The 23,466-nt window shown below is 36.0% G+C and carries 24 protein-coding genes and 2 tRNA genes; 18 read left to right on the forward strand and 8 right to left on the reverse strand.

The features are described from left to right. Positions 1-11: 11 nt before the first annotated feature. On the forward strand, positions 12-767 hold the full coding sequence (locus tag FFONT_RS06460) for a TrmB family transcriptional regulator (RefSeq protein ID WP_014558434.1): 756 nt from the start codon (positions 12-14) through the stop codon (positions 765-767). A 1-nt stretch (position 768) separates the two neighbouring features. Here FFONT_RS06460 and FFONT_RS06465 read toward each other — a convergent pair whose 3' ends face one another. Then, positions 769-963 (reverse strand): ribbon-helix-helix domain-containing protein, encoded by a 195-nt coding sequence (locus FFONT_RS06465; RefSeq protein WP_158308335.1) that lies wholly within the window; start codon positions 961-963, stop codon positions 769-771. 183 nt (positions 964-1,146) lie between these two features. Here FFONT_RS06465 and FFONT_RS06470 point away from each other — a divergent pair, with 183 nt between their 5' ends. Further along, entirely contained in the window at positions 1,147-1,317 is a 171-nt protein-coding gene (locus FFONT_RS06470) for a 50S ribosomal protein L40e (RefSeq protein WP_014558436.1), read from the forward strand. A gap of 29 nt (positions 1,318-1,346) precedes the next feature. After that, positions 1,347-1,460: transfer RNA gene (locus FFONT_RS06475), tRNA-Cys, on the forward strand. A gap of 92 nt (positions 1,461-1,552) precedes the next feature. Here the strand turns inward: FFONT_RS06475 and FFONT_RS06480 are convergent. From FFONT_RS06480 to FFONT_RS06490, 3 genes are all read right to left on the reverse strand, one after another. Further along, a complete protein-coding gene (locus FFONT_RS06480; RefSeq protein ID WP_148683771.1) occupies positions 1,553-2,452 on the reverse strand; it encodes a carbon-nitrogen hydrolase family protein in 900 nt (299 codons plus the stop codon). A 160-nt stretch (positions 2,453-2,612) separates the two neighbouring features. Continuing rightward, positions 2,613-6,350, reverse strand: a complete 3,738-nt coding sequence (rgy, locus tag FFONT_RS06485; RefSeq protein ID WP_014558438.1) for a reverse gyrase — start codon at positions 6,348-6,350, stop codon at positions 2,613-2,615. Between the two features lie 488 nt (positions 6,351-6,838). Further along, positions 6,839-8,029: an FprA family A-type flavoprotein gene (locus FFONT_RS06490; RefSeq protein WP_425276991.1), complete on the reverse strand. Its 1,191-nt coding sequence runs from the start codon at positions 8,027-8,029 to the stop codon at positions 6,839-6,841. 132 nt (positions 8,030-8,161) lie between these two features. Here FFONT_RS06490 and FFONT_RS06495 point away from each other — a divergent pair, with 132 nt between their 5' ends. The 8 genes from FFONT_RS06495 to FFONT_RS06535 all read left to right on the forward strand — a co-directional run bounded on the left by FFONT_RS06495 (position 8,162) and on the right by FFONT_RS06535 (position 14,486). Continuing rightward, on the forward strand, positions 8,162-8,746 hold the full coding sequence (locus tag FFONT_RS06495) for a stage II sporulation protein M (RefSeq protein WP_158308336.1): 585 nt from the start codon (positions 8,162-8,164) through the stop codon (positions 8,744-8,746). Positions 8,747-8,873: 127 nt separating this feature from the next. Further along, positions 8,874-9,497 (forward strand): mechanosensitive ion channel family protein, encoded by a 624-nt coding sequence (locus FFONT_RS06500; protein ID WP_158308337.1) that lies wholly within the window; start codon positions 8,874-8,876, stop codon positions 9,495-9,497. Positions 9,498-9,519: 22 nt separating this feature from the next. Next, complete coding sequence (locus FFONT_RS06505) at positions 9,520-10,203, forward strand: metal-dependent hydrolase (protein WP_148683772.1); 684 nt, start codon at positions 9,520-9,522, stop codon at positions 10,201-10,203. A 64-nt stretch (positions 10,204-10,267) separates the two neighbouring features. Then, a complete protein-coding gene (locus FFONT_RS06510; protein ID WP_148683773.1) occupies positions 10,268-11,254 on the forward strand; it encodes a phosphate signaling complex PhoU family protein in 987 nt (328 codons plus the stop codon). A gap of 384 nt (positions 11,255-11,638) precedes the next feature. Continuing rightward, a complete protein-coding gene (gene cas4 / locus FFONT_RS06520; RefSeq protein ID WP_014558444.1) occupies positions 11,639-12,271 on the forward strand; it encodes a CRISPR-associated protein Cas4 in 633 nt (210 codons plus the stop codon). After that, the gene (locus tag FFONT_RS06525; protein ID WP_158308338.1) at positions 12,223-13,068 is read left to right on the forward strand and encodes a tRNA (adenine-N1)-methyltransferase; all 846 of its coding nucleotides are present in this window, start codon (positions 12,223-12,225) and stop codon (positions 13,066-13,068) included. The genes cas4 and FFONT_RS06525 overlap by 49 nt, the downstream gene beginning before the upstream one ends. 58 nt (positions 13,069-13,126) lie before the next feature. Further along, the gene (locus tag FFONT_RS06530; protein ID WP_014558446.1) at positions 13,127-13,462 is read left to right on the forward strand and encodes a hypothetical protein; all 336 of its coding nucleotides are present in this window, start codon (positions 13,127-13,129) and stop codon (positions 13,460-13,462) included. Continuing rightward, positions 13,449-14,486 (forward strand): V-type ATPase subunit, encoded by a 1,038-nt coding sequence (locus FFONT_RS06535; protein ID WP_014558447.1) that lies wholly within the window; start codon positions 13,449-13,451, stop codon positions 14,484-14,486. Before FFONT_RS06530 ends, FFONT_RS06535 begins: the two co-directional genes overlap by 14 nt. 26 nt (positions 14,487-14,512) lie before the next feature. On the opposite strand, the gene FFONT_RS06540 is transcribed toward FFONT_RS06535, so the two are convergent. Together FFONT_RS06540 and FFONT_RS06545 are read right to left on the reverse strand one after the other, a co-directional pair. Further along, positions 14,513-15,283 carry a lipoate--protein ligase family protein gene (locus FFONT_RS06540; protein WP_158308339.1) on the reverse strand — a complete coding sequence of 257 codons (771 nt, stop codon included), beginning with the start codon at positions 15,281-15,283 and terminating at the stop codon, positions 14,513-14,515. Between the two features lie 2 nt (positions 15,284-15,285). Next, complete coding sequence (locus FFONT_RS06545; protein WP_014558449.1) at positions 15,286-15,564, reverse strand: lipoate protein ligase C-terminal domain-containing protein; 279 nt, start codon at positions 15,562-15,564, stop codon at positions 15,286-15,288. Positions 15,565-15,684: 120 nt separating this feature from the next. On the opposite strand from FFONT_RS06545, the gene FFONT_RS06550 reads away from it, so the two are divergent. From FFONT_RS06550 to FFONT_RS06570, 5 genes are all read left to right on the forward strand, one after another. After that, positions 15,685-17,055 (forward strand): hypothetical protein, encoded by a 1,371-nt coding sequence (locus FFONT_RS06550; protein WP_014558450.1) that lies wholly within the window; start codon positions 15,685-15,687, stop codon positions 17,053-17,055. Positions 17,056-17,132: 77 nt separating this feature from the next. Further along, complete coding sequence (locus tag FFONT_RS06555) at positions 17,133-17,498, forward strand: hypothetical protein (RefSeq protein WP_014558451.1); 366 nt, start codon at positions 17,133-17,135, stop codon at positions 17,496-17,498. Between the two features lie 206 nt (positions 17,499-17,704). Continuing rightward, entirely contained in the window at positions 17,705-18,640 is a 936-nt protein-coding gene (locus tag FFONT_RS06560; protein ID WP_014558453.1) for an ArsA family ATPase, read from the forward strand. Further along, the gene (locus tag FFONT_RS06565) at positions 18,637-19,140 is read left to right on the forward strand and encodes a thioredoxin domain-containing protein (protein ID WP_014558454.1); all 504 of its coding nucleotides are present in this window, start codon (positions 18,637-18,639) and stop codon (positions 19,138-19,140) included. The genes FFONT_RS06560 and FFONT_RS06565 overlap by 4 nt, the downstream gene beginning before the upstream one ends. A 105-nt stretch (positions 19,141-19,245) precedes the next feature. Further along, positions 19,246-19,330: transfer RNA gene (locus FFONT_RS06570), tRNA-Leu, on the forward strand. A gap of 377 nt (positions 19,331-19,707) precedes the next feature. Here FFONT_RS06570 and FFONT_RS06575 read toward each other — a convergent pair. Next, on the reverse strand, positions 19,708-20,010 hold the full coding sequence (locus FFONT_RS06575) for a ferredoxin family protein (RefSeq protein WP_014558456.1): 303 nt from the start codon (positions 20,008-20,010) through the stop codon (positions 19,708-19,710). Next, on the reverse strand, positions 20,007-21,281 hold the full coding sequence (locus FFONT_RS06580) for an FAD-dependent oxidoreductase (RefSeq protein WP_014558457.1): 1,275 nt from the start codon (positions 21,279-21,281) through the stop codon (positions 20,007-20,009). Before FFONT_RS06580 ends, FFONT_RS06575 begins: the two co-directional genes overlap by 4 nt. A gap of 124 nt (positions 21,282-21,405) precedes the next feature. Between FFONT_RS06580 and FFONT_RS06585 the strand changes: the two genes are divergently transcribed. After that, positions 21,406-22,551, forward strand: coding sequence for an acyl-CoA dehydrogenase family protein (locus FFONT_RS06585; RefSeq protein ID WP_158308340.1), 1,146 nt, complete (start codon positions 21,406-21,408; stop codon positions 22,549-22,551). Between the two features lie 116 nt (positions 22,552-22,667). After that, the gene (locus FFONT_RS06590) at positions 22,668-23,465 is read left to right on the forward strand and encodes an electron transfer flavoprotein subunit beta/FixA family protein (protein ID WP_148683776.1); all 798 of its coding nucleotides are present in this window, start codon (positions 22,668-22,670) and stop codon (positions 23,463-23,465) included. Position 23,466 lies beyond the last annotated feature (1 nt).

Here is a 23,466-nt window from a genome sequence, read left to right on the forward strand (position 1 = left end):
GTAAAAGCAAAATGATCGAAAATAGCAATTTGCCTCAGTTTATAATAAGCGAAGTAGAGCCTTTACTAAAATTGCTGAAAGTATATGGAATGAAAAAAAGAGATATTGAGATATATCTTCGTCTCCTTAATTCTGGAGGTCTGACCGCAAAAGAGCTTTCTGTTATGACAGGACTGCCGCAGTCTAAAGTTTACGAGTCCCTTTCAAAGCTCATAGAAAAAGGCTGGGTGATGAAAAGCTCTGACAGACCCTCTATATTTTATCCAGTAAATATAGCAGAGGTTTGGAATGAAACAAAGCATGAAATAAGTAAAAAAATGGAGGAGGTTGAAACCAAAGTTATACCTTTGCTGGAGAGAGCATCTGTAGGGAGCCCGCCTCTTTTCAGGATATTTCTTTTAAACGAAGGTAAAATTCAATATTATATTGAAAAAGTTTTTTCTAAAGCATCGAAGGAAGTTCTAATTGCGATATCTCATAAGGAAATAATTAATGATGAATTTTTTGAAAAAATTAGTAGCTTAAAGGATAAAGGTGCTAAAATTTGGATGATAATAACTAAGGGTGTCTATGAGTTTTTAAAAGATAAAAACATTATGGTAAGAGAAAATTACAAGATTGCGGATGAGATGTTTGGAAGCGGAATTATCAGCGATGAGATAATACTTATATTTAAAAATGGTAATCAGCTTAACGCTCTCTGGTCAGATCATAATTACTTCGTAGAACTTGGTAAAATATATTTCGAACATCTTTGGTCTCATTAATTTAATCAGTAGCTACTGAATTCTCATTATTTCTCTTTACGTTGAGGTAGTCTATGCTAAATATTTCCTTTGCTAAAAATTCATCCAAAGCCTTGTTTATTATCTGATTTCTGTTCTTATATTTTCCTGATCGAATCAGTTCCTTTATGAGCTCCAGCACGTCATCGGAAACCTTTACAGTAATGTTCTTCTTCATTTCAAGAACCACCATTAAAATTATTTTTGACAATTTAAGTATAAAACGAAAATGATCTGCGCATATGAAGTAAGGGAAACAAAGATGAGAAAACTTAAAAAGCTCAATTGTAATTAACTTAATAAGATGGATTTAAGGTCTTAAAAAAGAGGCTTGAAATTGTAGTAATGCAGGTGTGGTTTTATGCCCATAAAAGATCCTGAACTTGTCGAAATAGTAACGAAGAGAGTATTAGACAAGATGATTTGTAGGAATTGCGGAGCTATCAACCCTCCTAATGCTACTAAATGCAGGAGATGTGGCAGTAAAAATTTAAGACCAAAGAAGAAGAAATTAGGAATGAAGAAAGGATGAAACCGCTTTCTAATTTTTAAATTGATTGCGCCGGGGTGGCCGAGCGGTCTAAGGCGGCGGGCTGCAGATAAATTTTGAATTAAACCGCCTATCGATTTAAGTGGAAACCCGTTTTATCGCGGGTTCAAATCCCGCCCCCGGCTCTATTTCGACTTTTTTAATTCAAATCAGAGAGTGCATAGTTCTTGAAATTAACTAAAAACAAGAATGTCTATTAAGTCGATCTAATAAATACTTACTCTGAGTGCTTTGTAGCTTCCTCTTCCTGACCTTCCATCTTTTTCTTCAAATCTTTATATACAGTAGTGAAGAGCTCCATCAAATATTTCTGTTCTTGAAGTTGTGGCTTTTGAGTGTAATTTTGAAGTTCTAAAAGAACTACCTTGTCCTCATCACTTACTTTCATCGTTTTTTCCTCTTTTTTAGACTCTAAAGTGATTTCTTCCAAAAGCCCTTCATAAGGATCATAAATTAAAGATGGAAATTCTGCCAAAAACTGATCTTGAGATTTTATAATTCCTCCAATAGACATTATTGGAACATTGTTTTCAATGCTTCTCGTTTCAAGAATTTTTTTCAGTTTTTTATCAAAAACAGGTTCAATTCTTGGGAAATTTATTAAAACTGTTGAGCCTAAAATTGTAAGCCCCCTAGCGATTTCAGGATGATAAGAGTCCCACTCCGCCATGATTCCATATTTTTCTTTCATATCAACTACTTCAAGGCTCTTTCCAGAAGATAAACCGATAGAAATATCCGAGTGGCTTAAAACTATTTTTCTATATTTTCCTACAATATTTCCAGTAGGAGATATCGCTAGGGAGGTCAAAAAAACCTTAGGTCCAGCCCTTTCTAGTATTGGCCCAGAGATTATGAAGATGCTGTTCTGTACAGCCAAAGTTGAAAGGAAATATGCTGTTCCTCCGCTAGGTATTCTCTCTGCATGATTCTTAAGGATAGATTTCAGTTGAGCAGGGCTTGTAAATGAAATAGCAGGACCTAAATTTATCATTGATGGAAGAATGACAACTTTAGCACCTTTCTGCTTTGCTTCATGAACAACTTTTTTAGCTCTTTCGAAATTGAGCTTCTTTGAGAGTAATTTTAGTGTCATGTGAGCAATAGCTATTTTCATCAAGTTATACCTCTTTTCCACTAATAATTGTTCTTAAGAATATATAAATAACTTAAATGATTCTAATTATAAAGTTTTATATTGACTTATATTTTTTAAGTTGCTTTTGTCTGGCTTTTGACTTTTTTATAAGGCAGTGCAATTAAAAATCCGTTGAAAATTATTTAGAGATTTCGCTTATCTCTCTATATAATTCTTCTATTACATTTCTATAGTCTTCTTCTCCATTTGCGACCCTACTCATTTTTTCTTCCAGCGATCTCGTCCTTTCTTCGCTTACTAGTTTGCTGAAATTAGCTGAAAGGTAATTATAGACATTTATTCCGAGCTTCGTTGGAACTATTTTCCTGTACTTTCCGCTTTCCAGAGCATATCTTCTAGTAAGAATTTTTGAGATAATCGTTGCATATGTGCTTGGTCTCCCTAATCCCCTCTCTTTCATCTTCGAAACAAGATCCGCCTGGGTATATAATTGAATGACCCTTTTCTTTATAGCATTTACATTAACGATGCTATAAGAACCTTCTTTCATTCTTTGCCTGAGTTCTAAATAGCTATATACGGTCAGAAACCCTTTATCTTTGATGTTATTTGTTAAAATCTCTTCAGATATTTTTATACCAGTTCCCTCTATTTCATATACAATAAATTGCTTACTTACAACGCATGGCTTCATTTGGGATGCTACGAATCTTCTAAATATTAGATCATATAAAGAGAAATGCGTTCTCGTCAAAGGCTTCGGAACGATTATTTCTCCTTCATCGATAAGCTTGATCAGGTCATCTTTACTGAGAGGTCTTGTCGGTCTAATGGCTTCATGTGCTCCCTCAGATCCCCATATTCTTGGAGTGAATAATTTTTCCCAACTATCTACAAAATTTCTTTGAATATAATCTTTAGCAACTTCTATGCCTGTTGTGGAAACTCTTATGCTGTCAGTTCTGTGATATGTTATCAAACCTGCTTCAAAAAGATCTTGTGCAAGCTGCATCGTTCTTGAAGCGCTTAGTCCAAGAACCTTATTTGATTCAATGAGTAGAGTATCTGTGGTGAAGGGCGGCCTTGGGAATACTTCTGCATCCTCCTCCTTTACCACCTTTACGATTACTTTCTTTTCTTTCAGCGCATCCAAATCTAATTCTCTATTATAATCCTCTTTTGCAAATGAAAGCTCAATTAAACCTCCATTTTTTGCTTGTATAGAAATTATTGTCTTTTCGCTTTTTAAGTGATCATGATATCTTTCAATTATCCATCCTAAAACTGGTGTTTGAACCCTTCCTGCGCTTAAATTTTTATTTTCCGAGCATCTGCTCTCATTCTTAACATACTTCATGCAATATTCTTTCCAAAAGTCCTTTTGAAGCTTTTGCGATAGCGAAAAGCCGATCCACCTGTCTTCAACCCTTCTTGTAATCTGCGCATCCACTAGCTTTTCATCTATTAATTTTTCTTCTGATAGTGCCTTTAATATTGCTCTTCGAGTAACTTCGTGAAAGAGTACTCTCTTGATGTTTTGAGTAAAGGGTCTAAGTAGAACAGAAATATCCCATCCGATTTTTTCTCCTTCGGTATCTGGATCGGTGGCAATGAGAACTTTATCCACTTCAGTTGCCAAGTCTCTTAGAGCATTTATTACATTTCTGCTGTCCTTTATCTCTCTGCTACCGCACCTAGGGCACCTATCGATTTCATCTGAAAATTGATTGCCGCAGTTCAAGCACTTCTTTATTGTCGAATATACAGGTACGAAAGTTTTTCTCTTCTCATCGTACAGTATTCCGTAAAGCTCTTTTTTTAAACCGGAATACGCTTTAAGCTCATTATCATTTGCATTTGTTACCACATCAACTATATGTCCTCCGCTAGAAGTAATAAGAAGCATCAAATTTCCAATAGAAACTTCATATGCCTTTAGGTTTTCTCCAAGTATCCTGACACTCGGCCTTCCGAAAAAGTTTGAGATAGTCTTCGCCTTATTCGGGGACTCTACTATCATAAGAGCGCTCTTCACTAAATCTAATTTTTCTCCCTCAAACTTTCCTTCAATTATCTTTAGAACTTTTTTCCTATCTTCATCAATTTCTTTCAAAACCTGATTAAGGTCTATGATTTCAAGTGGCTTAATATCCGCACTTTCTATATATATCCTTGCAGTTCTTTGGAAGATTTCAAATAACCGATTTTCACTCTTGGGAACAAGAGTTATTGCTAGCCCTTTGGTCAAACCTCCCGCATATAATCTGCTGCATCTTCCGCTCGCCTGAATATAGCTTTTTATATCAGGCACATAAATGAAGAATTTCTCTCCCTCCTTTTTTACGAAGACCTCATTTGTGCTCAGTAGATAATTTTTAACGTCTTCTCTCTTCAATGAGTTCTTCAAGAATTGAATGCTTTCCATAAATGCTCTATCTATATCATTTTCGATCTTTCCCTCAATAAGTTTATTAGCTATGATTTGAATTGCAGCTGGAGACAAGCTTCTCAAAATTCTTCTAATGTTTTTCAAATATACCTTTGCTTGTTCAGATACATCTTTAATGTTTGCCTTTGAAAGAAGTGAGAGAATAGTCAGTACATTCAGAGGATGTATATTTTCCAGCTGGAGTGTGAATTTGAACCTCGGCAGTCCTGCAAATATAACATATCTAACCCTGTGAGGAAGATCCAGTCCTCTTACAAGGATGCCATAGTAGATTGAAACGCCCACTAAAACATCTATTTCACCTGTTTCGAAACTTTTTATGGATCTGATATTCTTTGAAGAAATCGCTTCACTTTTTATTCCTATATAATTTAGCAAATCAGCAATCTTTTTTGCATATTCGGTTCCCATATCGCTTGGAACAAATACCAAACCCCCCGAACCCAGTTTTTTTACTAAGCTTACAAGTTCTTTCTCTAGATCCTCGTCGGAAACTACCTTATAGGTATCAACTACATTTCTAAGTTGCTCAGTCTTTGTTCCAACTTGGAATCCCAAGAGCTCTTTAAAAAGCGAAATTTTCCTCCCCTTTGGGCTACCTGTAGCGCTACTTACAACTAAAACTGCACCGATTTTTTCTTTCTCTTTTTTAAGCTTTTCCAGCTTTTCATTGAGTTCTTTTCTCAACTTTTCACTCTTATTGTCCTCCTGTGCTCTCATTGCTAGTGAACGTAAACGTGAAATCTCTAGAACAAGATTGATAGCTTCGCTGCTAAAGCCCATCGCGTTAAAAAGGGATTCTATACTTTTACCGCTTTTTAGAACGGAGTCAACGTCATCTACAAAAAAGAAGCGGAAACCAGCTCTTTTCAATATCGAAGAATTCCTTATCATGAATTTAGAAGTGCAAACAAAAATGTCAAAATCTCCTTTAGACAACATTTCTAAAACTTCGGACTTAATACCCGCTCTGAGCATTGAAGAGCATAAGATTTTTGCATCAATTTCAAGTGTTTCTTTGAATCGTTCAAGCTTTTCACATACCTGAGAAACCAAGGCTCTAGTTGGGAGAACTATCATACTTTTCTCTTTGTGCTTAGAGAAAAATAAAGCAGTAATCATTCCAAATACAGTTTTTCCAACCCCTGTAGGAGCAACAATGGAAAAGCTTTTATTGAGAAAAACTCTTTTGGCCCATGTGATTTGGGCGCTCCAAGGAGGGTTCCTTAAAGCTTTTTCGAACATATCGACAAATTCTTTTAGCATTTCCTCCATATTATAGTACTTTTTTAGCTCCTTTAAAGAGCCCTCTTCTTTTAACTTAAGCAATAGGCGCTCGAAATCCAATTCTTCATTTATATCTGGTAAGCATCTTTCACATGCTAGCCCTTTTGAGAGCCTGAGATCTGATACAGGACCACCGCAGTTAGGACAGCTTCTGATATATATACCTTTTACCTGTTGCATGACAGTTCAACATTTTTCTTTATCCTTTTACTTCCTTTTAAAAACAATTTTTTATTTATATATTTAATTTTCTTAAAGTCGTAAATGTATGTTGAGGATAAGATGTTTTACTTAGACATGGATGAAGCTTATAGCATTTCTCTCATTTCAAGTTGTGTGAGAGAAAAGTATGTTATCTGTCAACATAATACCTTTGGTTTTTCAAAACTTTGTATAACTTTTTGTTAGAATTGAAAGTCTAGGTATTTGCAAATGCGCAGAAATCCTCATTGAATTATTGGTAGAAAATCCTGAAAAATTATTGTAATGCTTATTCTTGAATTATTCGCTCTGATAAATTTAAACCGCTTCAGAAAAAAGCATAAAACTTCATTCTTATATCCGTTCCCGGATTCCTCATCATCAGACGGATTTCAAATTACAAATATTTTTCTTTTCCTTTTATTCTTTTCTTATTTCAATGTGAAATATTGTTTGTTTGCGAGCACTTAAGTTCTCAGTTTTGCCTCAATTTTTTCGACCAAACTAAGAATTTGCTTTTTATTATCCTCAGAAAGATTCACGTTAACTTTGATTGTGTCAAGTATTTCGATTTTGCTATCTTTTAAGAGCTCTTCAATTTGTTTATCAGCGCTTGTCCCCCATCCAAACGTTATTATTACTCCTGCATATTTTATCGGAGGCTTCAAAAGCTTTAAAAGATAAAGATAATTAAAAGGTATTGGATGAATGCTACCAATTATTGTCGGAACAGCTAGGACTATCGCGCTGGAATCAGCCATGTTCTTTGAAACTTCGCTTAAGTTAGCTTGAACTAAGTCATACAGTTTAACATTAATCCCCCTGTTAAAAAATTCACTTTCTAGCAATCTCGCAATGCTTTCCGTATGTTTGTACATGCTAACATAGAGAATCAAAACTTTCTTATCTGTTTTCCCTTCTGTCCATTCATTATATTTTTCCAAAATTTTTTCTGGGTGCCGAATAATCGGTCCATGAGACGGGGCTATCATTTTTATTTTTAGGTTTGAAATCTTTTTGAGCGCGGAGATAGCGTTCGTTCTAAAAGGCATCATTATTGTAGCCCAATATTCCTTTGAGAATTCAATGATATCGCTGACATCATCATCCCAGATTCCTTCTGCTAAATGAGCGCTGAAGAAGTCGCATGAAAAAAGTACGCCGTCCTCAACAAGGTAAGTAAACATAGTTTCAGGCCAGTGAAGCATAGGCGCTTCAATAAATTTCAGCGTTCTTCCTCCTAAATCTATTATATCACCATCTCTTACTATCTTGATTCTTTCATCTGGAACATGATAAAAGACTTTTGCTAGCTTTGCGCCAAATGCCGTCGTCACAAGCTTAGCATCAGAAGCCTTTTCCATTACGACAGGTATAGAACCTGAATGATCCGGTTCAGCATGATTCATAATGACGTATTTTATGTCCTTAATATTAACAACACTCTCAAGCTTTTCAAAGAATTCGCTTTGAAAATCTGATTCAACGGTGTCAATAAGAGCAACAGATGTGCTTCCTTTTACTAAATAGGAGTTGTAGCTGGTGCCCCTCTCTAGTGGAGCAAATGCGTCAAATATTTTTCTGCTCCAATCTTTAACCCCGACCCAGTATATCCCTTCGGTAAGCTTAATTGGCTTAAAATTCAACAAATTTACCACCAAAATTTTTTCATTCATTATTTTTTTCTCGTTGATTATATATTTATTCTATATATTAGAAAAGAGAGCTTTCTATCAGTAAAATTTATTCGCGTTCATTGCGATTTAATTAAAAAAAGAAAGTGGATGAAATTGTCTTTAAAGAAGCTTATGGCATTAATGATTTTCCTGTTTTTAATTGGCGGTATATTAGGATATTTAATTGTACTGAGCGGTCAGAGCGATCTGATATCGCAGTTAATAGGAGGAGTTGGAGAAAAGGCGAAAACAATAAACTTTAAGCCATTTTCACCTTCATCTGTTCTTGCAATTTTTGTTAACAACTTAACCGTTTCTCTAATTTCAATCTTAAGCGGTTTGACAGTTGTAATTCCCTCTTTCATAGTACTGGCTAATGGTATAATTACCGGACTGGTTGTCGGGCTTTTAACTCAGGAAGGGTTGAGTGTTTTTTCTGGCATATTATCATTAATGCCGCACGGTATTTTTGAGCTTACGGCAATTTTTCTTTCAGCAGCTTACGGCACTTCTCTTGGAGTAAACTTTTGGAAGTTTATGTTTAGAAGAGAAAACAACTTTTTCGATGTATTAAAAAAGATGCCGAAGTACGTGCTGAATATTGTTATACTGCTACTTATAGCAGCAGTTATAGAGGTTTTCATATCTCCTTTAGTTCTGCAGTTCCTCTTGAACAGCAAGACGCCTGTTCCTATATGAATTATCTGACCTCCTCCCCGCCCTAAAAAACGAGGCTTTCAGTTGTTAAACAGCTAATTTCTTTTAATATTTAAAAATCACAGTGTTTAATTATATATAGAACTAACATTTTAAGGAGATGTTTGGCTTGAGCAGCTTTTATGATATTCTTTTTTCTGTAGTGATTGCAGTAATTATCATACTAGTAGGTTACCTCATTGGAAGATTAATGAAATATCTCATTGAAGCATCTTTAAAGAGGACCGGATTTGATAATTGGCTGAAGAAATTCACAATCGGTAGGGCTTTAGACAAGGCTGGATATTCAGCAAGTGAGTTTTTCGCACTAGTTACATCATGGTTTTTATACGCATTCTTTATTTTGCTCGGGTTTGAATATATCTTCATTAACCTCAATTTAGGCTACTTTTCTAGCCTAATCCTGACAATCATGAAAGTATATCTTTGGGGGCTTGCTAAAGTAATTATAATCGTAATTCCAGGATTCATATTGGTTGATTCGTTTGTAGGGTATATATACAGTACTTCAGAGATAAGAGAAGAAGAAATCATTCTATCTCCCATTGCCGAATATTTGCGAATATTGCTGTATATTGTAATTGTAATATTTGCTCTGGACAGAAGCGGGATGGAAGTCCAGGTTCTAGAGAGTGCGATGTCCCCTATAATTTGGGGACTAACTGCCGTTATGATAATAGTATCTGTGAGCATAATAATTTCAAGAATGTTTAAAAGCAACAAATCATCTTAAATTAATATTTTGGTGAGATTGAATGACCGAAATAAATTATTACGGTCACAGCGCGTTTGAGATTCAATTAGTGGGGCTTGACAATAGAGTTAAGACGGTTCTAATTGACCCTTGGATAACAAATCCGCTATCAAAAGCTAAAGTTGAAGATTTTTCTAATAAAAAGATCGACTATATCATTGTCACTCACGATCACTCAGATCATTTGGGGAATGCTTATGATATATGCAAAATAACGGGCGCTAAGATGGTAGGAGTTTATGAATTAGCTGAAGAGGCTGAAAAAAATGGGATTTCTGCGATCGGTGGAAATGTAGGAGGGCGATTGAGCATAGACGATTTAGATATAGTGCTCGTTCCTGCAGTGCATTCAAGTGAAAAAGCTGTTCCTGTGGGAGTTGTCGTATCAGGAAGGGACTTCACTTTTTACCATGCAGGGGACACAGGTGTTTTCACTGATATGAGCATAATAAGCGAGCTGTATTCACCAGACCTCGCATTTCTTCCAATTGGGGGACACTTCACTATGGGAATAAAGGAAGCAGTAAAGGCAGTTCAGCTGATTAAGCCTAAAATGGTCGTGCCAATGCACTACAATACTTTCGAGGAGATTAAGGCTGATCCATTAGCCTTTAAGTCATTAGTCGAATCACTAACCAAGACAAAAGTTATAGTGGTAAATCCTGGCGAGAAAATAATTTTATAAATTTTTATTTTTTTGAAAAGTCTTATAAAGTCTATAGAAAAATATATTTTTTAAGGTGTGAGAATTGTACAGGAGAAGAGTGCAAATTGTTGGAGGATCTACTTACATTCTCAGCCTTCCTAAAAGCTGGGCCGAAAAGGTCGATTTGAAGGAAGGTGAAGAGCTATTTGTTGAAGAACTCAGTAATCAGGCGCTTCTTATATACGCGCCAGAAAGAAGAGAGCATTTTTCAAAAGCAGAAATTTCTTTCACATGTAAGGAAAGCAGGAATTTTATAGAGAGGACAATTATTGCTCAATACTTAGCCGGAAAGAAAGAAATAGTCCTACATGCGAGCGATGTTGAATGCAAAAAAACGCTTTCAAGCATTGCCGATTCTCTGAAGAAAAAGGTACTTGGGCTAGAAATATTAGAAGAAACTTCAAACGACATCGTTTTGGGAGCTATACTTGACACAACATTTTCAGATATTACACATGTAATAAACAGCATGATGAAAACTATAATATACATGCTTGAAGATCTAGCTATTGGACTGCGCAAAAACGACTTAAAAATTATTAAGGATATATATCAAAGGGATGATTATATAGACAGGCTGTATCTATATTCTATAAGATACTTAGTTAACATTTACAATATGCCGACCCAAGAACGGATCAACCCAAGCTCTTCTGTTCATTACGCACTTGCCACAAAATCATTAGAAAGAATAGGAGACCATGTATCAGCAATATCAAAAAACTTGGAAGTAGAGCTTGTCCAGTCTAATATAAACGACAAAGAAAAGGAAGGAATACTGAATTTGATTAATTCTATAAAGGATTTAGAATCTCAAATTCTAAAGCTGGTTTTGAAGTTTGATGGTGAGCTACTAAATGAAATAACTGAAAAAGCAATAAACTTGATGAATGTAGAATCAGAGCTTAGAGTATCTCTTCTTAAATATTCAGTTAACCTCAGCTACGTTGCAGAAAGTCTGAGGAGAATAATTGCATATTCAATCGATTTATTAGAGAGTGTGTTGGACATTAATGTTCTGCAAACTTAAAGCTTTCCCTTTTTGCTATGAGAATCATTTGAATTAATCAGCACTTCAAAGCTAATCACTGGGCTTTAATAAAGATTAAAGTCTTAAAAATTTCCTAACTTCTTTAATGCATATATAATTCATACACTTTGTTGATTTGTGCTACACGACACTTTTTTTCACTTTGACAAAACAAGCGACAAGTCTCACTATTTATGGCGGGGGGAAGGAGGTCAGAATAGAGTTAAGACGGTTCTAATTGACCCTTGGATAACAAATCCGCTATCAAAAGCTAAAGTTGAAGGTCTTTATACAGATCTAAAAGTAAATAAATTATGAAATTAGTAATAATTAAATAATGATGAATGGTATTACCCCTGAAGCAATATGCAATGATGATAAAAGATGACTGAAAATGTTCCATTTGACCAGTTAAACTTTTCCAATATTGTAATCAAGAAAGTCTATGAGGAGAAACTGAAAGAGTTCAATGATAGACTATCAGAAATAAAAAATCCAAACATTATATATGTCTCAGATCTGGTTTACTGTCCATTGAAAAGGCTTTTCAGAATGCAATATCCTGAAATTTCTTTTATTTTTGAACCGCAGGCTATTCAGGGAGAGCTGATCCATAAGGGGTTACAACTCTATTTAAAGGACTTGGGTTATGAGATAGAAAAGGAAATTTCAGAGAAGATATATATAAACTCCGAAGAGTTTGTTCTAAAGGGAAGAATGGATGCTTATAAAGAAGGGGAGGAAGTGATTGAAATAAAAACAGCAAAAAGTAGCTTAGGGATACCTCATGATCATCATATTCTTCAACTAAAAATTTACCTCTCTATGACCAATATCAGCAAGGGCACTCTTATTTATGTCTCTCCCGATAGAATAGCAGAGTTTCCAATAAAAAAGGACAATTTGGATCTGAGTAAGCTGGTATTTGACTACTTATCTAAAAAATATGCCCCTAGATGGGATTGGGAGTGCAAGAACTGTATATTCAGCAAGCTCTGTCCGTACAGATTGGAATAAAAAAATCTTTGAGGTCGGGAATATTGCTAGATGAAGGAATGCCCGTAGTGCTCTTTTTTCCAGACAATACGAAGAAGCTTGTAGTCCTGAAAAGAGGAAAATATACTGAAAGCAAGTATGGAAGAATTAAGCATGACGATATAATAGGCAAAAACCTGTTAGGGAAATTTGTAAAAACTAATAGCGGTGCGAGAATTCTTGTTCAGAAGCCTACAATTGACGAAATAATATATTCTCTTTTCAAAAGGAAAAGTCAAGTCATCTATCCTAAAGACGCATATGCGATTATTTCTGAAGCAGGGTTAAAAAGAGGAGATAAAGTAGGCGAGGCTGGAGTAGGATCCGGGTTTCTTGCAGCCCATATACTAAGCATTATTGGAAATGAGGGAGAATATTACGGCTATGATTTGAGAGATGATATGATAGAAACAGCTATAAATAACCTCTCTCTTCTTGGGTACGATGTTAGTGGAAAGATCAGAAAGAAAGATGTAAAGGAAGGCATTGATGAGAGCGATCTTAACGCCTTCTTTTTAGACCTCCCCGATCCTTGGAATGCAGTTAATGCAATATATCCATCCTTAGCCCCAGACGCAAGAATTGTCATATTCGTACCAACCTTAAATCAAGTGATTAAATTCCTTGCCTCAATAGATGATTCCAGCAAATTTAAAATAAACAGAATATTCGAGACGTTTAGCAGAGAATATGCGGTTTCAAAAGATGCGCTCAGACCTAGCCCTATCCAATCATCATTCACGGGTTATATTATTTCATTGGTTAAAATATCGGAGTAAACTTATTAAATAAAAATTAGAAATTTTAAAACAATGTTTTGATTTTTGGCGGTATGATATGAAAAGAATTAGCGAATCAATCAAGATAATCACCGATTTTGAAAAAGACGTTGAGGAATTAAAAAGCACTTATGAAAAGAAGTTCTCGAATTTAATTGAAGTTGCAGAGAGAAATGCGAAAATGCTGAACGAAGTAGCAAATGCGATTGTAATCTCAGCCAAAAAGGAAATAGACGAAAAGCTCAAAAACGAATCTAAGGAAGTTGAGGAAGAATACAACAAAAAGCTCAAAGAAGAATTGGCCAAAATTGAAGAAGCAAAGGAGAGAAAATTCAAATTAGCTGTTGAAGAGGCTTTAAAGTCCTTTCTGGGGAAATTCGATGAGAGAGCTTGATTATTCATATTTGACGCCTAAGCTCTACTATTGGAAGTCCAAATTGTTAAATTTTAACAGCTACAAATCGATAATTGAGACAAACGAACTTGAGAAGATCATAAGCATTTTGGAGCAGTCTGGAATTAAAATAAGCGGAGAAAAATCGGAAATCAATGTCGATATGATTGCAACCCAGATCGAAAAATTTACTCTAAGTATGATAGAAGAAATTATAAAGATTGCTCCAGAAGAAACATCTTCATTAGTAGGAAGCTTTTATAATTGGCTTAACATGAGTGCATTGCTTTCTGTAGTGAAAATATACCAAAATAAAAAAAATATATCCTATGCGGGCTTCATACTTTCTGATGAAACATTTTCTAAGCTGAAAAAGGGAATAGATTCGGGTTCTGTAACATTAAATGAAGATCCAAACAGCATAGCTTTGCTTATGAAGTATTTTTTTGGGTATGAAATTGTCGCCGAGCTGGGTAAGTACAAACAGCTTGCCGAACAAAGCTCGTGTTTTTCTCTATATCAGATCCTAGGAACGATGTTTTATGCGAAAAAGATAAAGTCCGCTTTTAGCGAAATTGATACGTTCAACTATATGATGGTCAGGGAACTTTTAGGCGCATATATGGACATGAAAGCAGTTGAGGAATTTATCAACGCTCATAAAATGTGCAATGATAAAAAATCCATCGAGCATATCGCATTGGAATACAATGGCTTCTTTATAAATGGTAAAGATATATCAAATTCTCTAATTTCTGGGAGTTATGAAAGTTCATTTGAATTGCTAGCTTCAAAGCTGAATATAAAATCTGAAAAAGATGAGAAGAAAGACGTAAGTTTTAATATAAAGAGAAAAATCAGGAACTTGGCTGAACACCAGTTCGGAAAGTATCCGTTTTCACCGGCTCTCAGTCTTGGATACGTATTGCTCCTCTTAATTCAGAGGGACAATTTGATGTCCATACTTATTGGAAAAAGCAGCAACATAAGTGAAGAGATTATATTAGAAAATCTCGTTCTTTAAGATGCCTCGAAAAATAATTGCTTCGCTTATGGTCTTTTTCTCTCGTAGTTCCATTCATAAGTAGAGTATTTGTTTTTATATAATTCAAGTGATAAATCAAACTCTTTTTCCGATAGAAAATCTAAGTAGAATCCTTTCAAATCCTTTACTCTCATAAATCCATAAATTAGAGCATTGACTACGTCTCTCTCTCTTATATCATTCCTGATTTGAGAAATTGTAGTCACCCTATATTTTACGGAGCTAACTTTCTTTTCTGCGAGCTTTTTTAGGGGAACTTTAAGGACGCTTGAAAGCACGCTTAGATTTGTATTGTATAACATAGCTCCGTGAATAAATGCGCAGTTTCTTCTTATGCTTCCTGCAATTCCAATAATTTTTTTCCCATCTATGATGATATCATTATAATTTTCTTTTTTAGGAGAGAAGCCCAGCTTTTCCAATGCATATATTGCACCGTTTATTAGATAATTAAAAAGGTAGTCAACTCCCCCCTTTTCTCCCTCCGGCACCTTTGTTGAAAAAGCGAAGTTAATATTACCTAAATCGTGGTACACCGCTCCTCCCCCTGTGAATCTTCTTGTTATCGCTATTCCGTTATTTTTCGCATATTCAAGATCTACTTCTTCTTCTGGAACCTGAAAAACTCCTATTACAACAGCATTTTTATTTCTCCATATTCTTAAGATGTCATCTCCATCATCTCTGCACCTGCTTATAAAAAGTGCTTCCTCAATTGATAAATTCATATAAGGATCCTCAGGTCTTTCCTCTAGTAATACCCTCAATTCGCCCAATTTCATTCACCACCAATTATAGCTCTTACGAGATCATCTGGAGTCATTCCAACAAATTCAGCACTGAGCTCATCAATCAGCTTAGTTACTACTTCTTTTACCGCATTTTCATCAAATTTTGTTCCTTTAAGCCTTTCCTCCAATATCCATAAAAATTCCTCGGGATAAATGAAGAAGTCCCCAGTTATCTCGATTTTTTCAATCTTATCATCGTCACTGAGTAATACCCGGCTCTTCAAAAGTCCTTTCTTCGCTTTGTATTCACTATATGTTTCTCTCATTACTTTCGACCACTGATATTTATTTACAAATAACTTTATAGATCGTTAAATTTTAAAAATTAATATAAAATAGTCTGCTTAAATACTTTCGGTTATCTCTTTAATAGAGGCTGTTGCTAATTGAGTGAAGAATTAAGCAATAAAAGCATCATTTGCAAGAGCATCGGCTATCTAAATATATGTGAAAATGATGTCATCGAGTATAAGAAGGAGGAGCTCGTTCTATCTGATGTTTTGAGGAAAATAGAAGAGTGCATTGATAGGAACAGATGTTCTAAAGGAGTGTTGCTTGCAGAAGACTTTATGCCAATAAGGAAAGTTGATAAGTGGAAATACTTAGAAAAGGCAGAAGAGTCACTTGAAAATGTCATTTCTTCAGGCAAGGAAAAGCTAGTTATGAAAGGTAAGATAAATCTATCTGAAATTCTGAAAAGTTCTAAATATAGCAAAATTAAGAATTTTGAACCAGTGTCTATTCCTTTTGGTATTATCTTAGGAGTTAGGTATAAAAATTCAGTGCTAATACCATCAGAGTCATTTAGCGACTTCCGCCAGTCCGATCAAAGAGCGGTTCAGTCATTCTTTGAAATTCGTAATTATTTTCCTCTTCTATCATATGCTGCTTTTTCCCTTCTAAAAGTTTATAGAAAGCTATTATATGTAATAGACCTCCCCGTAACAATAAAAGGAAATAGATGCCCAGAAAAGGGCTTTAAACTTCAATGTTATTCATATTCGGGAAGCGCTAGATGCATTTTTGATCCGAATATCATTTGTCCGTTGCGGGTCCTGTACAGAAGACCTAACAGAGAATTATATGGAGGAGTCTTTTATTGGCTCAATACGCTGAGAATGATTATTGAGGATAAAGAAGTGAGAAGTTCTACAAAACCGATTGATACTATTGTTACAAGCTTTCTCACCTATTATTTGTACGGAATAGCTTTATCTTTAAGCGAGTCCTTGTTCAGCCTCATCGGAAAAAAAGAATATATAGATCGCGGTAGCTATAGCTTTAGTGAGATTGAAAGCGGAATTACTCAATTGAAAGGGATGACAAATAATTATAAATTAAAAGAATTTATGGACTTATCGATGAAAGAGCTGAGGGAAATAAAGAATTCGTCAAATCCATATGAAATGAGGACAAGGTCTATCATATCCTTAGATAACCTTATGCTAAAAACCAAAATCTTGAGGAAAACTATTGTCAACGATTCGATATATAGCTCATGCCATCCTGCAGAATTGCATGCTGGAATTATAGAAGGATATATTAATACTTATTTTCCACTGCTTAGGGGTTCAATTTCAAAAATTGTTTCTGAAAAAATAAGCATGCTTTTGAGGATAAACGGATGCATCGAGCCTTCAGACCTTTCATCTATATTAGAAAGCAACCTTTCAAGTGTATTATTAAACATGCTTACTGAAAAAAATCTTCTTTCAAAAAAGAAGGGCATAGAAGGTTACGTTTATTTTGTCAAATGAGAAAAATTTTACAAAAATAATTTTAAATCATTAAGTTAACTTGTAAGTGTCTGTTTTTTATAAAGGGTGCATGTAATTTGAGCGATAGCAAAGAAGGCAAAAAAACTGTACTGAAAACAGCGAGTTTAGGCATACTTTCAGGAGTTATTTTAATCATTATAGACTTATATTTTAAAAATACCCTCCTTTCTTTAAAGTCATATGAATTATTGATAGGCAGTATTATAATTTGGATGTTGACTTTCTTTCTTAAGGTGTTTTTTTATCCGACAAGATTCGTGTTAAGTTTTGTAATTTCAGGTTTCTTCCTTCTTTTTGTATATGAAGTTTTAATTGGTAGAACCGAAGTAGTTTATGCATTTCTTTTAGGATCTCTTTTAGGATATTTGCATTCTATCTTAAAGCTTACAACTGAAACTCCCTCACTAAAAGACGAGAATTAGGTTTAAATATTTACAATGTTTTAATCTTTATTTAAGCTCAGTTATCAGCTTTGCAAGCTAATGAGAGTTAGAACTGAGCACAAAGCGATAGAGCTCTTTCAGCGCTCAAGAAAGGTCTCTGAACTTCTATCTTTTCTGCAGATGAAGGATGTCAACACGAATAGATGCGGTGAGGAGGTAAGCTAAAAATTTAAAGGTGGTAAAAGATGAGCCCAACTGTTTTAAGCTTTTGGGGAAAAGGGGGAGTTGGCAAGACTACATTAACTTTTTCCCTCTCTCTTGAGCTAGCTTTAAGAGGAAAAAAGACGATATATCTCACAACTGACCCTACTCCCCCGCTTCCTTACTGGGGTTCAAAAGATTGCGATTGGAGAGAGTATAAAGCAAAATGCGGGGACAATCTAGAGCTATATCTAATGAGCGAAAAAATTGTGAGAGAGCTTTGGATAAAGAAGTTTGGCGAAGAAGTTTATGAAGTTGCATCTTCTATCTTTCCTGTAGAAAGAGAAGTAATTGATTATGTTGCTGGTGCTCCAGGAATAGCTGATGAATTCTTGATGTACTTCGTTCAGAACTTATGCAGGAACGAGTCAGCAGATTACATAGTTTGGGATACTACAGCAGCTGGCGGGAGCATTAGGCTTATAAGGCTGGAGAAGGAATTTTACGAACATCTCGGTCAGGCCTCAAAGATGTACCTAAAAATTAAGGGTACATTGGAGAAAATTAGAAGAGGAAAGAAGGATCCTGCCGAGCTTATTGATAGCTGGAGAAAAATAGCTGAAGAAGTTTTGAGCTTTCTCTCTTCTTCAAGCCATAAAGCATATATAGTTTCTATTCCCGATTACTACGGCCTTCAGGTAACGAGTAGCATTTATGAGGAGCTCACTATGAACAAAATAAACGTTGAGAAAGTCATTTTAAATATGGTGTTCGGAGAAGAAGTTCAGAAGGAGTGCAAGGAAATTGGAAATATGGCAAGAGAGCAGAAAAAATATATTCAGGAGTTTTTTAAAAAATTTGAGGGAAAGGCTGACATATGCATGGTCAATTACTATTTTGAGGAGCTTCAAAAAGAAAGTCATATACTAGAAGAAATTGGAAAGAGAATTATTGAAAGTTGCATAGGTGGATTGCAATGAGCTCAAATGAGAATGATATTAGGGATTTGATAGACAGGCTTTTAACTGAAATAGCTTCAAAAAGTAGCATTGATAGAAAAAAGTTTCCGGTAGGTCCCTTCAGCCCCAACGGAATTTACTATTTTGACAATGGAGAATGGAAGCTTCTGAGAAGAGATGGACTGCCATTCCAGCCAGGGGAAAATGGCGATGGAATTTATGTAGTTTATTTTGACAATACTCAATGCTCAGCCTGCAGGAGGTTTGATCCTGAGTGGTATTCATTTGTTGAAGAATACAAAGATAGAGGAAAGTTTTATATAATATTGTGCGATTGGTTTGCTAGGGAGTGTGATTCAAAAGCGGCATCTAGGACATTCTTTATAAACGAGGTTAGAGCCTCTCCGACGACAATGATATTTCTAGTAAAGGAGGGAGCAATTGTAAAAAACGAAAGGATTGAAGGAAGCGTGAAGAAAGAAGAGCTTGCCTCAAAGTTCAAGAGCTTTATTTCTAGTTAATAAGAAATATCCTAAGAACACGTATGAAAGTTGAATTTTAACAAATATGCTATATCAAAAAATTAATAAGAATATATAAAAAGAATTAACAATTGCAGTCCTAATGCGGGGGTGCCCGAGCATGGTCAAAGGGGTCGGACTTAGGCTCCGATGGAGAAGTCCTGCGTGGGTTCAAATCCCACCCCCCGCATCTTAAGCTGATTCTCATCATTAATAAAGTGCTATAAATAAAACTTTTACAGCTGAAAGTCTCGCCTTTTAAGGCGGGGAGGAGGTCAGTTCTTCTGTGCTCATTTTTCTTCTATCTCAACCCTATTGCATAAAGAGAAAATGTGCAAGTTGTAAAGATTTTTGCCTTTTTATTGCATTGTTAAAAATTTTTTATGCAAAGGATGCAGATAATGAGAGTTAGAACTGAGCACAAAGCGATAGAGCTCTTTCAGCGCTCAAGAAAGGTCTCTGAACTTTTAATCTTCTCAGTAGATAAAATACCTATTTTCAAATAAACGCAGGGAATTCATGAACACTCGCACTTTAGGGAGAGAATGTGAAAAAAAGAATAAAAAATTATCCATATCTATAATGGATTCCTTTTCCCGGCTCAGGATACTCCCACTTTATTGCTTTGAGAGGGCATATTACTCTGCACGTACCACACTCTAGGCATCCTTCGTGATTAAACATTATTTTCCCGCTTTCCGATAACGTGTAGCATCCTGCAGGGCAGAGATACAGGCATGGCTTGCTCTGGCACTTTTCGCATTGTTCATAGTCTACAACTATGTGCGGCTTTTCGTCTACCTCCCACTTATCTTCTTTCATTATCTCATCAAGCGTTTTTTTCTCCTTTTTTATCTGACTTGTGCTCATAGCGAACTCACCATATTAAGTAGATCTCTTAGCAGTGATACCACTCCAACGTTATCTTTTTTGAGCGTTTCAAAAAATGCATCTTTAAACGTTGCGGTCTTCTCTTCTATATGGAATTTCGATGCCATAAGATCGCTCAGCAACTTAGGATATGATGTGAGTAGCTTTGGATTCTTTACAACTTCATGCACTTTTCTATATCTCATTATTTCTTCAAACATCGAAGAGCTCCTCACCATCGAATCGAACGCATTCCAACTTTCTTTATTATTTCTTATCTTTTCATAAGCCTCTGCCGCTAGGTACCCAGAATACATGGCAAAGTCTACACCCCTAAATGTATAGCCCATATTAGCCAAAAGTCCGCCAGCATCACCGATTATCATGTAGCCATTTCCTGAAAGTTTTTCGGGGATGAAGCTCTCCACATCAACTACTGTTAAATGAGCGGCGTATTCAACTATTTCTCCGTCTTTGAGGAGATTTCTCATAACTGGATGAATTCTCAATTTTTCAGCAAAGTTGTATATGTGCTCATTTATACTATCAATTGCTGTACCTAACGTTACGACAGCCCCAACGCTTACAGCATCCTTAAAGGTGTAAAGGAAGGCTCCATCAGGGAGACCGTTAGTCACATCTCCCAAAAACAGCCAAGAAAGACCCTCATTATCTCCTATATTGAATCTCTCGTTTATCGCTTTTTGATCGAGCTTTATTGTTTCTTTTATCCCCACTGCAACCTGCATAGGGTCAGGTGGTCTCACTAACCCTGCTTTTTCCAAAAGTATTCTGTTTGCACCTTCGGCAATTATTGTGACATCAGCCTTCACTTTTTCCTCTCCTGCCTCTATACCTACGATTTTGTCCCCCTCTCTGATGAGACCAGTAGCTTTGCTTTCAGATATAACAGTCGCTCCCTGCTGCTCTGCCTTCTTACATAGCCAATTGGTGAAGTCGCTCAGATACGCTGTAAAGCTAGGAGCTTGAGGAGAGAAATACTCGAACGTTACGGCGGAATCGTTGTAAGTAATAGAGTACCTTTCTCTGTTTACCCATCTCTGGATAGGCGCTTCTTTTTCAAATTCAGGAAACAGCTTTTTTACGTAGTATGAGTAGATCTTTCCTCCATACACGTTTTTGGAGCCATACCTCTTGCCTCTTTCCAAAAGCAGCGTGTTGTAGCCTTTTTTTGCGAGGAAATATGCAGCTGTGGCTCCTGCTGGACCGCCTCCAACAACAATTGCATCAAAATCTAGACTGTTACTCATGATATGCACCTTTTTTAAACAATATTTATAAGCGATACAAAATATTATAAATATTGTTTATGTACTTTAACTCTTTCTCGTTTAGAAGCAATTTAAAATTATTAATAAGATGGAGGTATTGGCTTTGGAAAGTAGTATATATGCTGAAGAAACTTACAAAAATCTTATAGATTCTGTAAAGAGTAAGCTGAGCGAGTTCCGAAGATATTCCATGGAGGTTGATGAGAAGGAAGACTATAATCTAGTGAAGAGGAATCTGCTAAAACTAGGGGAAGATAAGCTTTTGGGGATTTTCGTCCCAGAAAGCTATGGCGGAAGAGGACTGGATTTTAGGGCTTTCTCATTTTTTACAGAAGAGCTTTCCAGGCACTGCACGTCTACTGCTTTTTCCTATATTGCTCATATCCTTTCCATATCAAGCATACTCTTTGGAGGCAGTGAGGAGCAGAAGAGAGAGCTCCTTCCTGTAATGTCAAGAGAGAAGATAGGAGCTTTTGCCCTCGCTGAGCCACAAGCTGGTTCAGACGTGAGTAGCATAAGGACCAATGCTGTAAAGAAAGGAGGAAAATATATTATAAACGGAGAAAAAAGGTTCATTACAAATGCGTATATTTCAGATTACCTCATTCTTTTCGCGAAGACAGATCCCGAAAGGGGAAACAAGGGACTCAGCGCCTTTATTATAGACTCGAAGAGGCAGGGTGTAAAGATCTCTGAGCCGCAGCCAAAAATGGGAATGAGAGGTGCACCGGTTTCACAGATATCTTTTAAAGACGTGGAAGCTTCAGAAGAAGAATTAATAGGAAAGGAAAATGAAGGATTTAAGATTGCTATGAAATCTTTAGATATAGGAAGAATAGGCGCCTCTTCAATCTCTCTAGGCATTTCAAAGAGGGCATTAGAGGTCTCTCTCAGCTTTGCAAAAAGCAGAGTGCAATTTAATCAGCCAATAGCGGATTTCGAGGGAATTCAATTTAAGCTCGCAGATATGTATGCTAAAATGAAAGCAGCTGAAGCCTTAACTTATCATGTCTCATACATGCTGGATAGGGGTCGCGCTGAACCGTCAGATATAGCAACAGCAAAGCTGTTCTCAAGCGAAGCTGTAAACTATATTGTGAGCGAAGCGCTTCAGATTTTTGGAGGTTTCGGTTATATAAGAGGGGCAGAGGTTGAAAGGCTTTATAGAGATGCAAGAATATTGAGCATTGGTGAGGGGACGAGTGAGATCCAGAAGATCATAATAGCGAGAAAGCTTCTTAGAGAATAAAAAACATTTTTTTCAAAAAATATAAAAGATTTTAAAAAATTTTTAAAAGTTTTATATAGGTTTTTGACAATAATTGAAACTTAATTATTAAAAATTATTATATGGATGATGCAATTATGGAAGGTAGTTTTAAAATTGTAGTACTGATGAAACCAGTGCCAGACATGGAAAAAGTGAAGTTTAATGTTGAGAAGGGAACAATAGAAAGAGAATCTTCCGAACTGGTCATAAATCCATTTGATCTCCATGCATTAGAGGTCGCCGCACAAATAAAGGAAAAAGTTAACGGTACTGTAACAACAATAAGCATGGCTCCGCCACATGCCGCTGATGCATTAAAAGAAAGCATAGCTAGAGGCTCAGATAGAGCAATACTTCTTTCAGATAGAAAGTTTGGAGGAGCTGACACTCTTGCTACAGCTTATGCCTTGGCCTCTGCTATAAGAAAGCTCGGGATCCCAGACTTGATAGTAGCTGGAGAAAAAAGTGTCGACGGCGATACTGCACAAGTACCACCTTTAGTTGCTGAAATGCTCGGCATACCCCATGCGTCTTACGTTTCAAAAGTCATTGATATAAAGGAGAAAGCTATCGAAGTTATAACTGAGCAGGAAGCTCCATATAGAGTTGAGCTCAGGCTTCCAGCACTTATTCAAGTAACTAAAGAGGTTGCTAAGCCAAGGGTTCCAACGCTTAAAGACAAGCTTAAAGCTAAAAAGTATGAAATTGAGGTATGGAGTGCAGATAAGCTTTCCGACGTAGCCAATCCCGACTTTTTTGGTCTTAAAGGATCACCGACCTGGGTTTCCAAGATAATCGTGCCTAAGCCAAAGCCTAGGTCGAAGCAAGTTTTCAATGCAGAAGAAGGAATTAAGAAGATTATTGAAATACTTTCCAAGGAGGGAGTGATCTGAG

This window comes from Fervidicoccus fontis Kam940 (assembly GCF_000258425.1).
In the GTDB taxonomy this organism is placed as follows: domain Archaea; phylum Thermoproteota; class Thermoprotei_A; order Sulfolobales; family Fervidicoccaceae; genus Fervidicoccus; species Fervidicoccus fontis.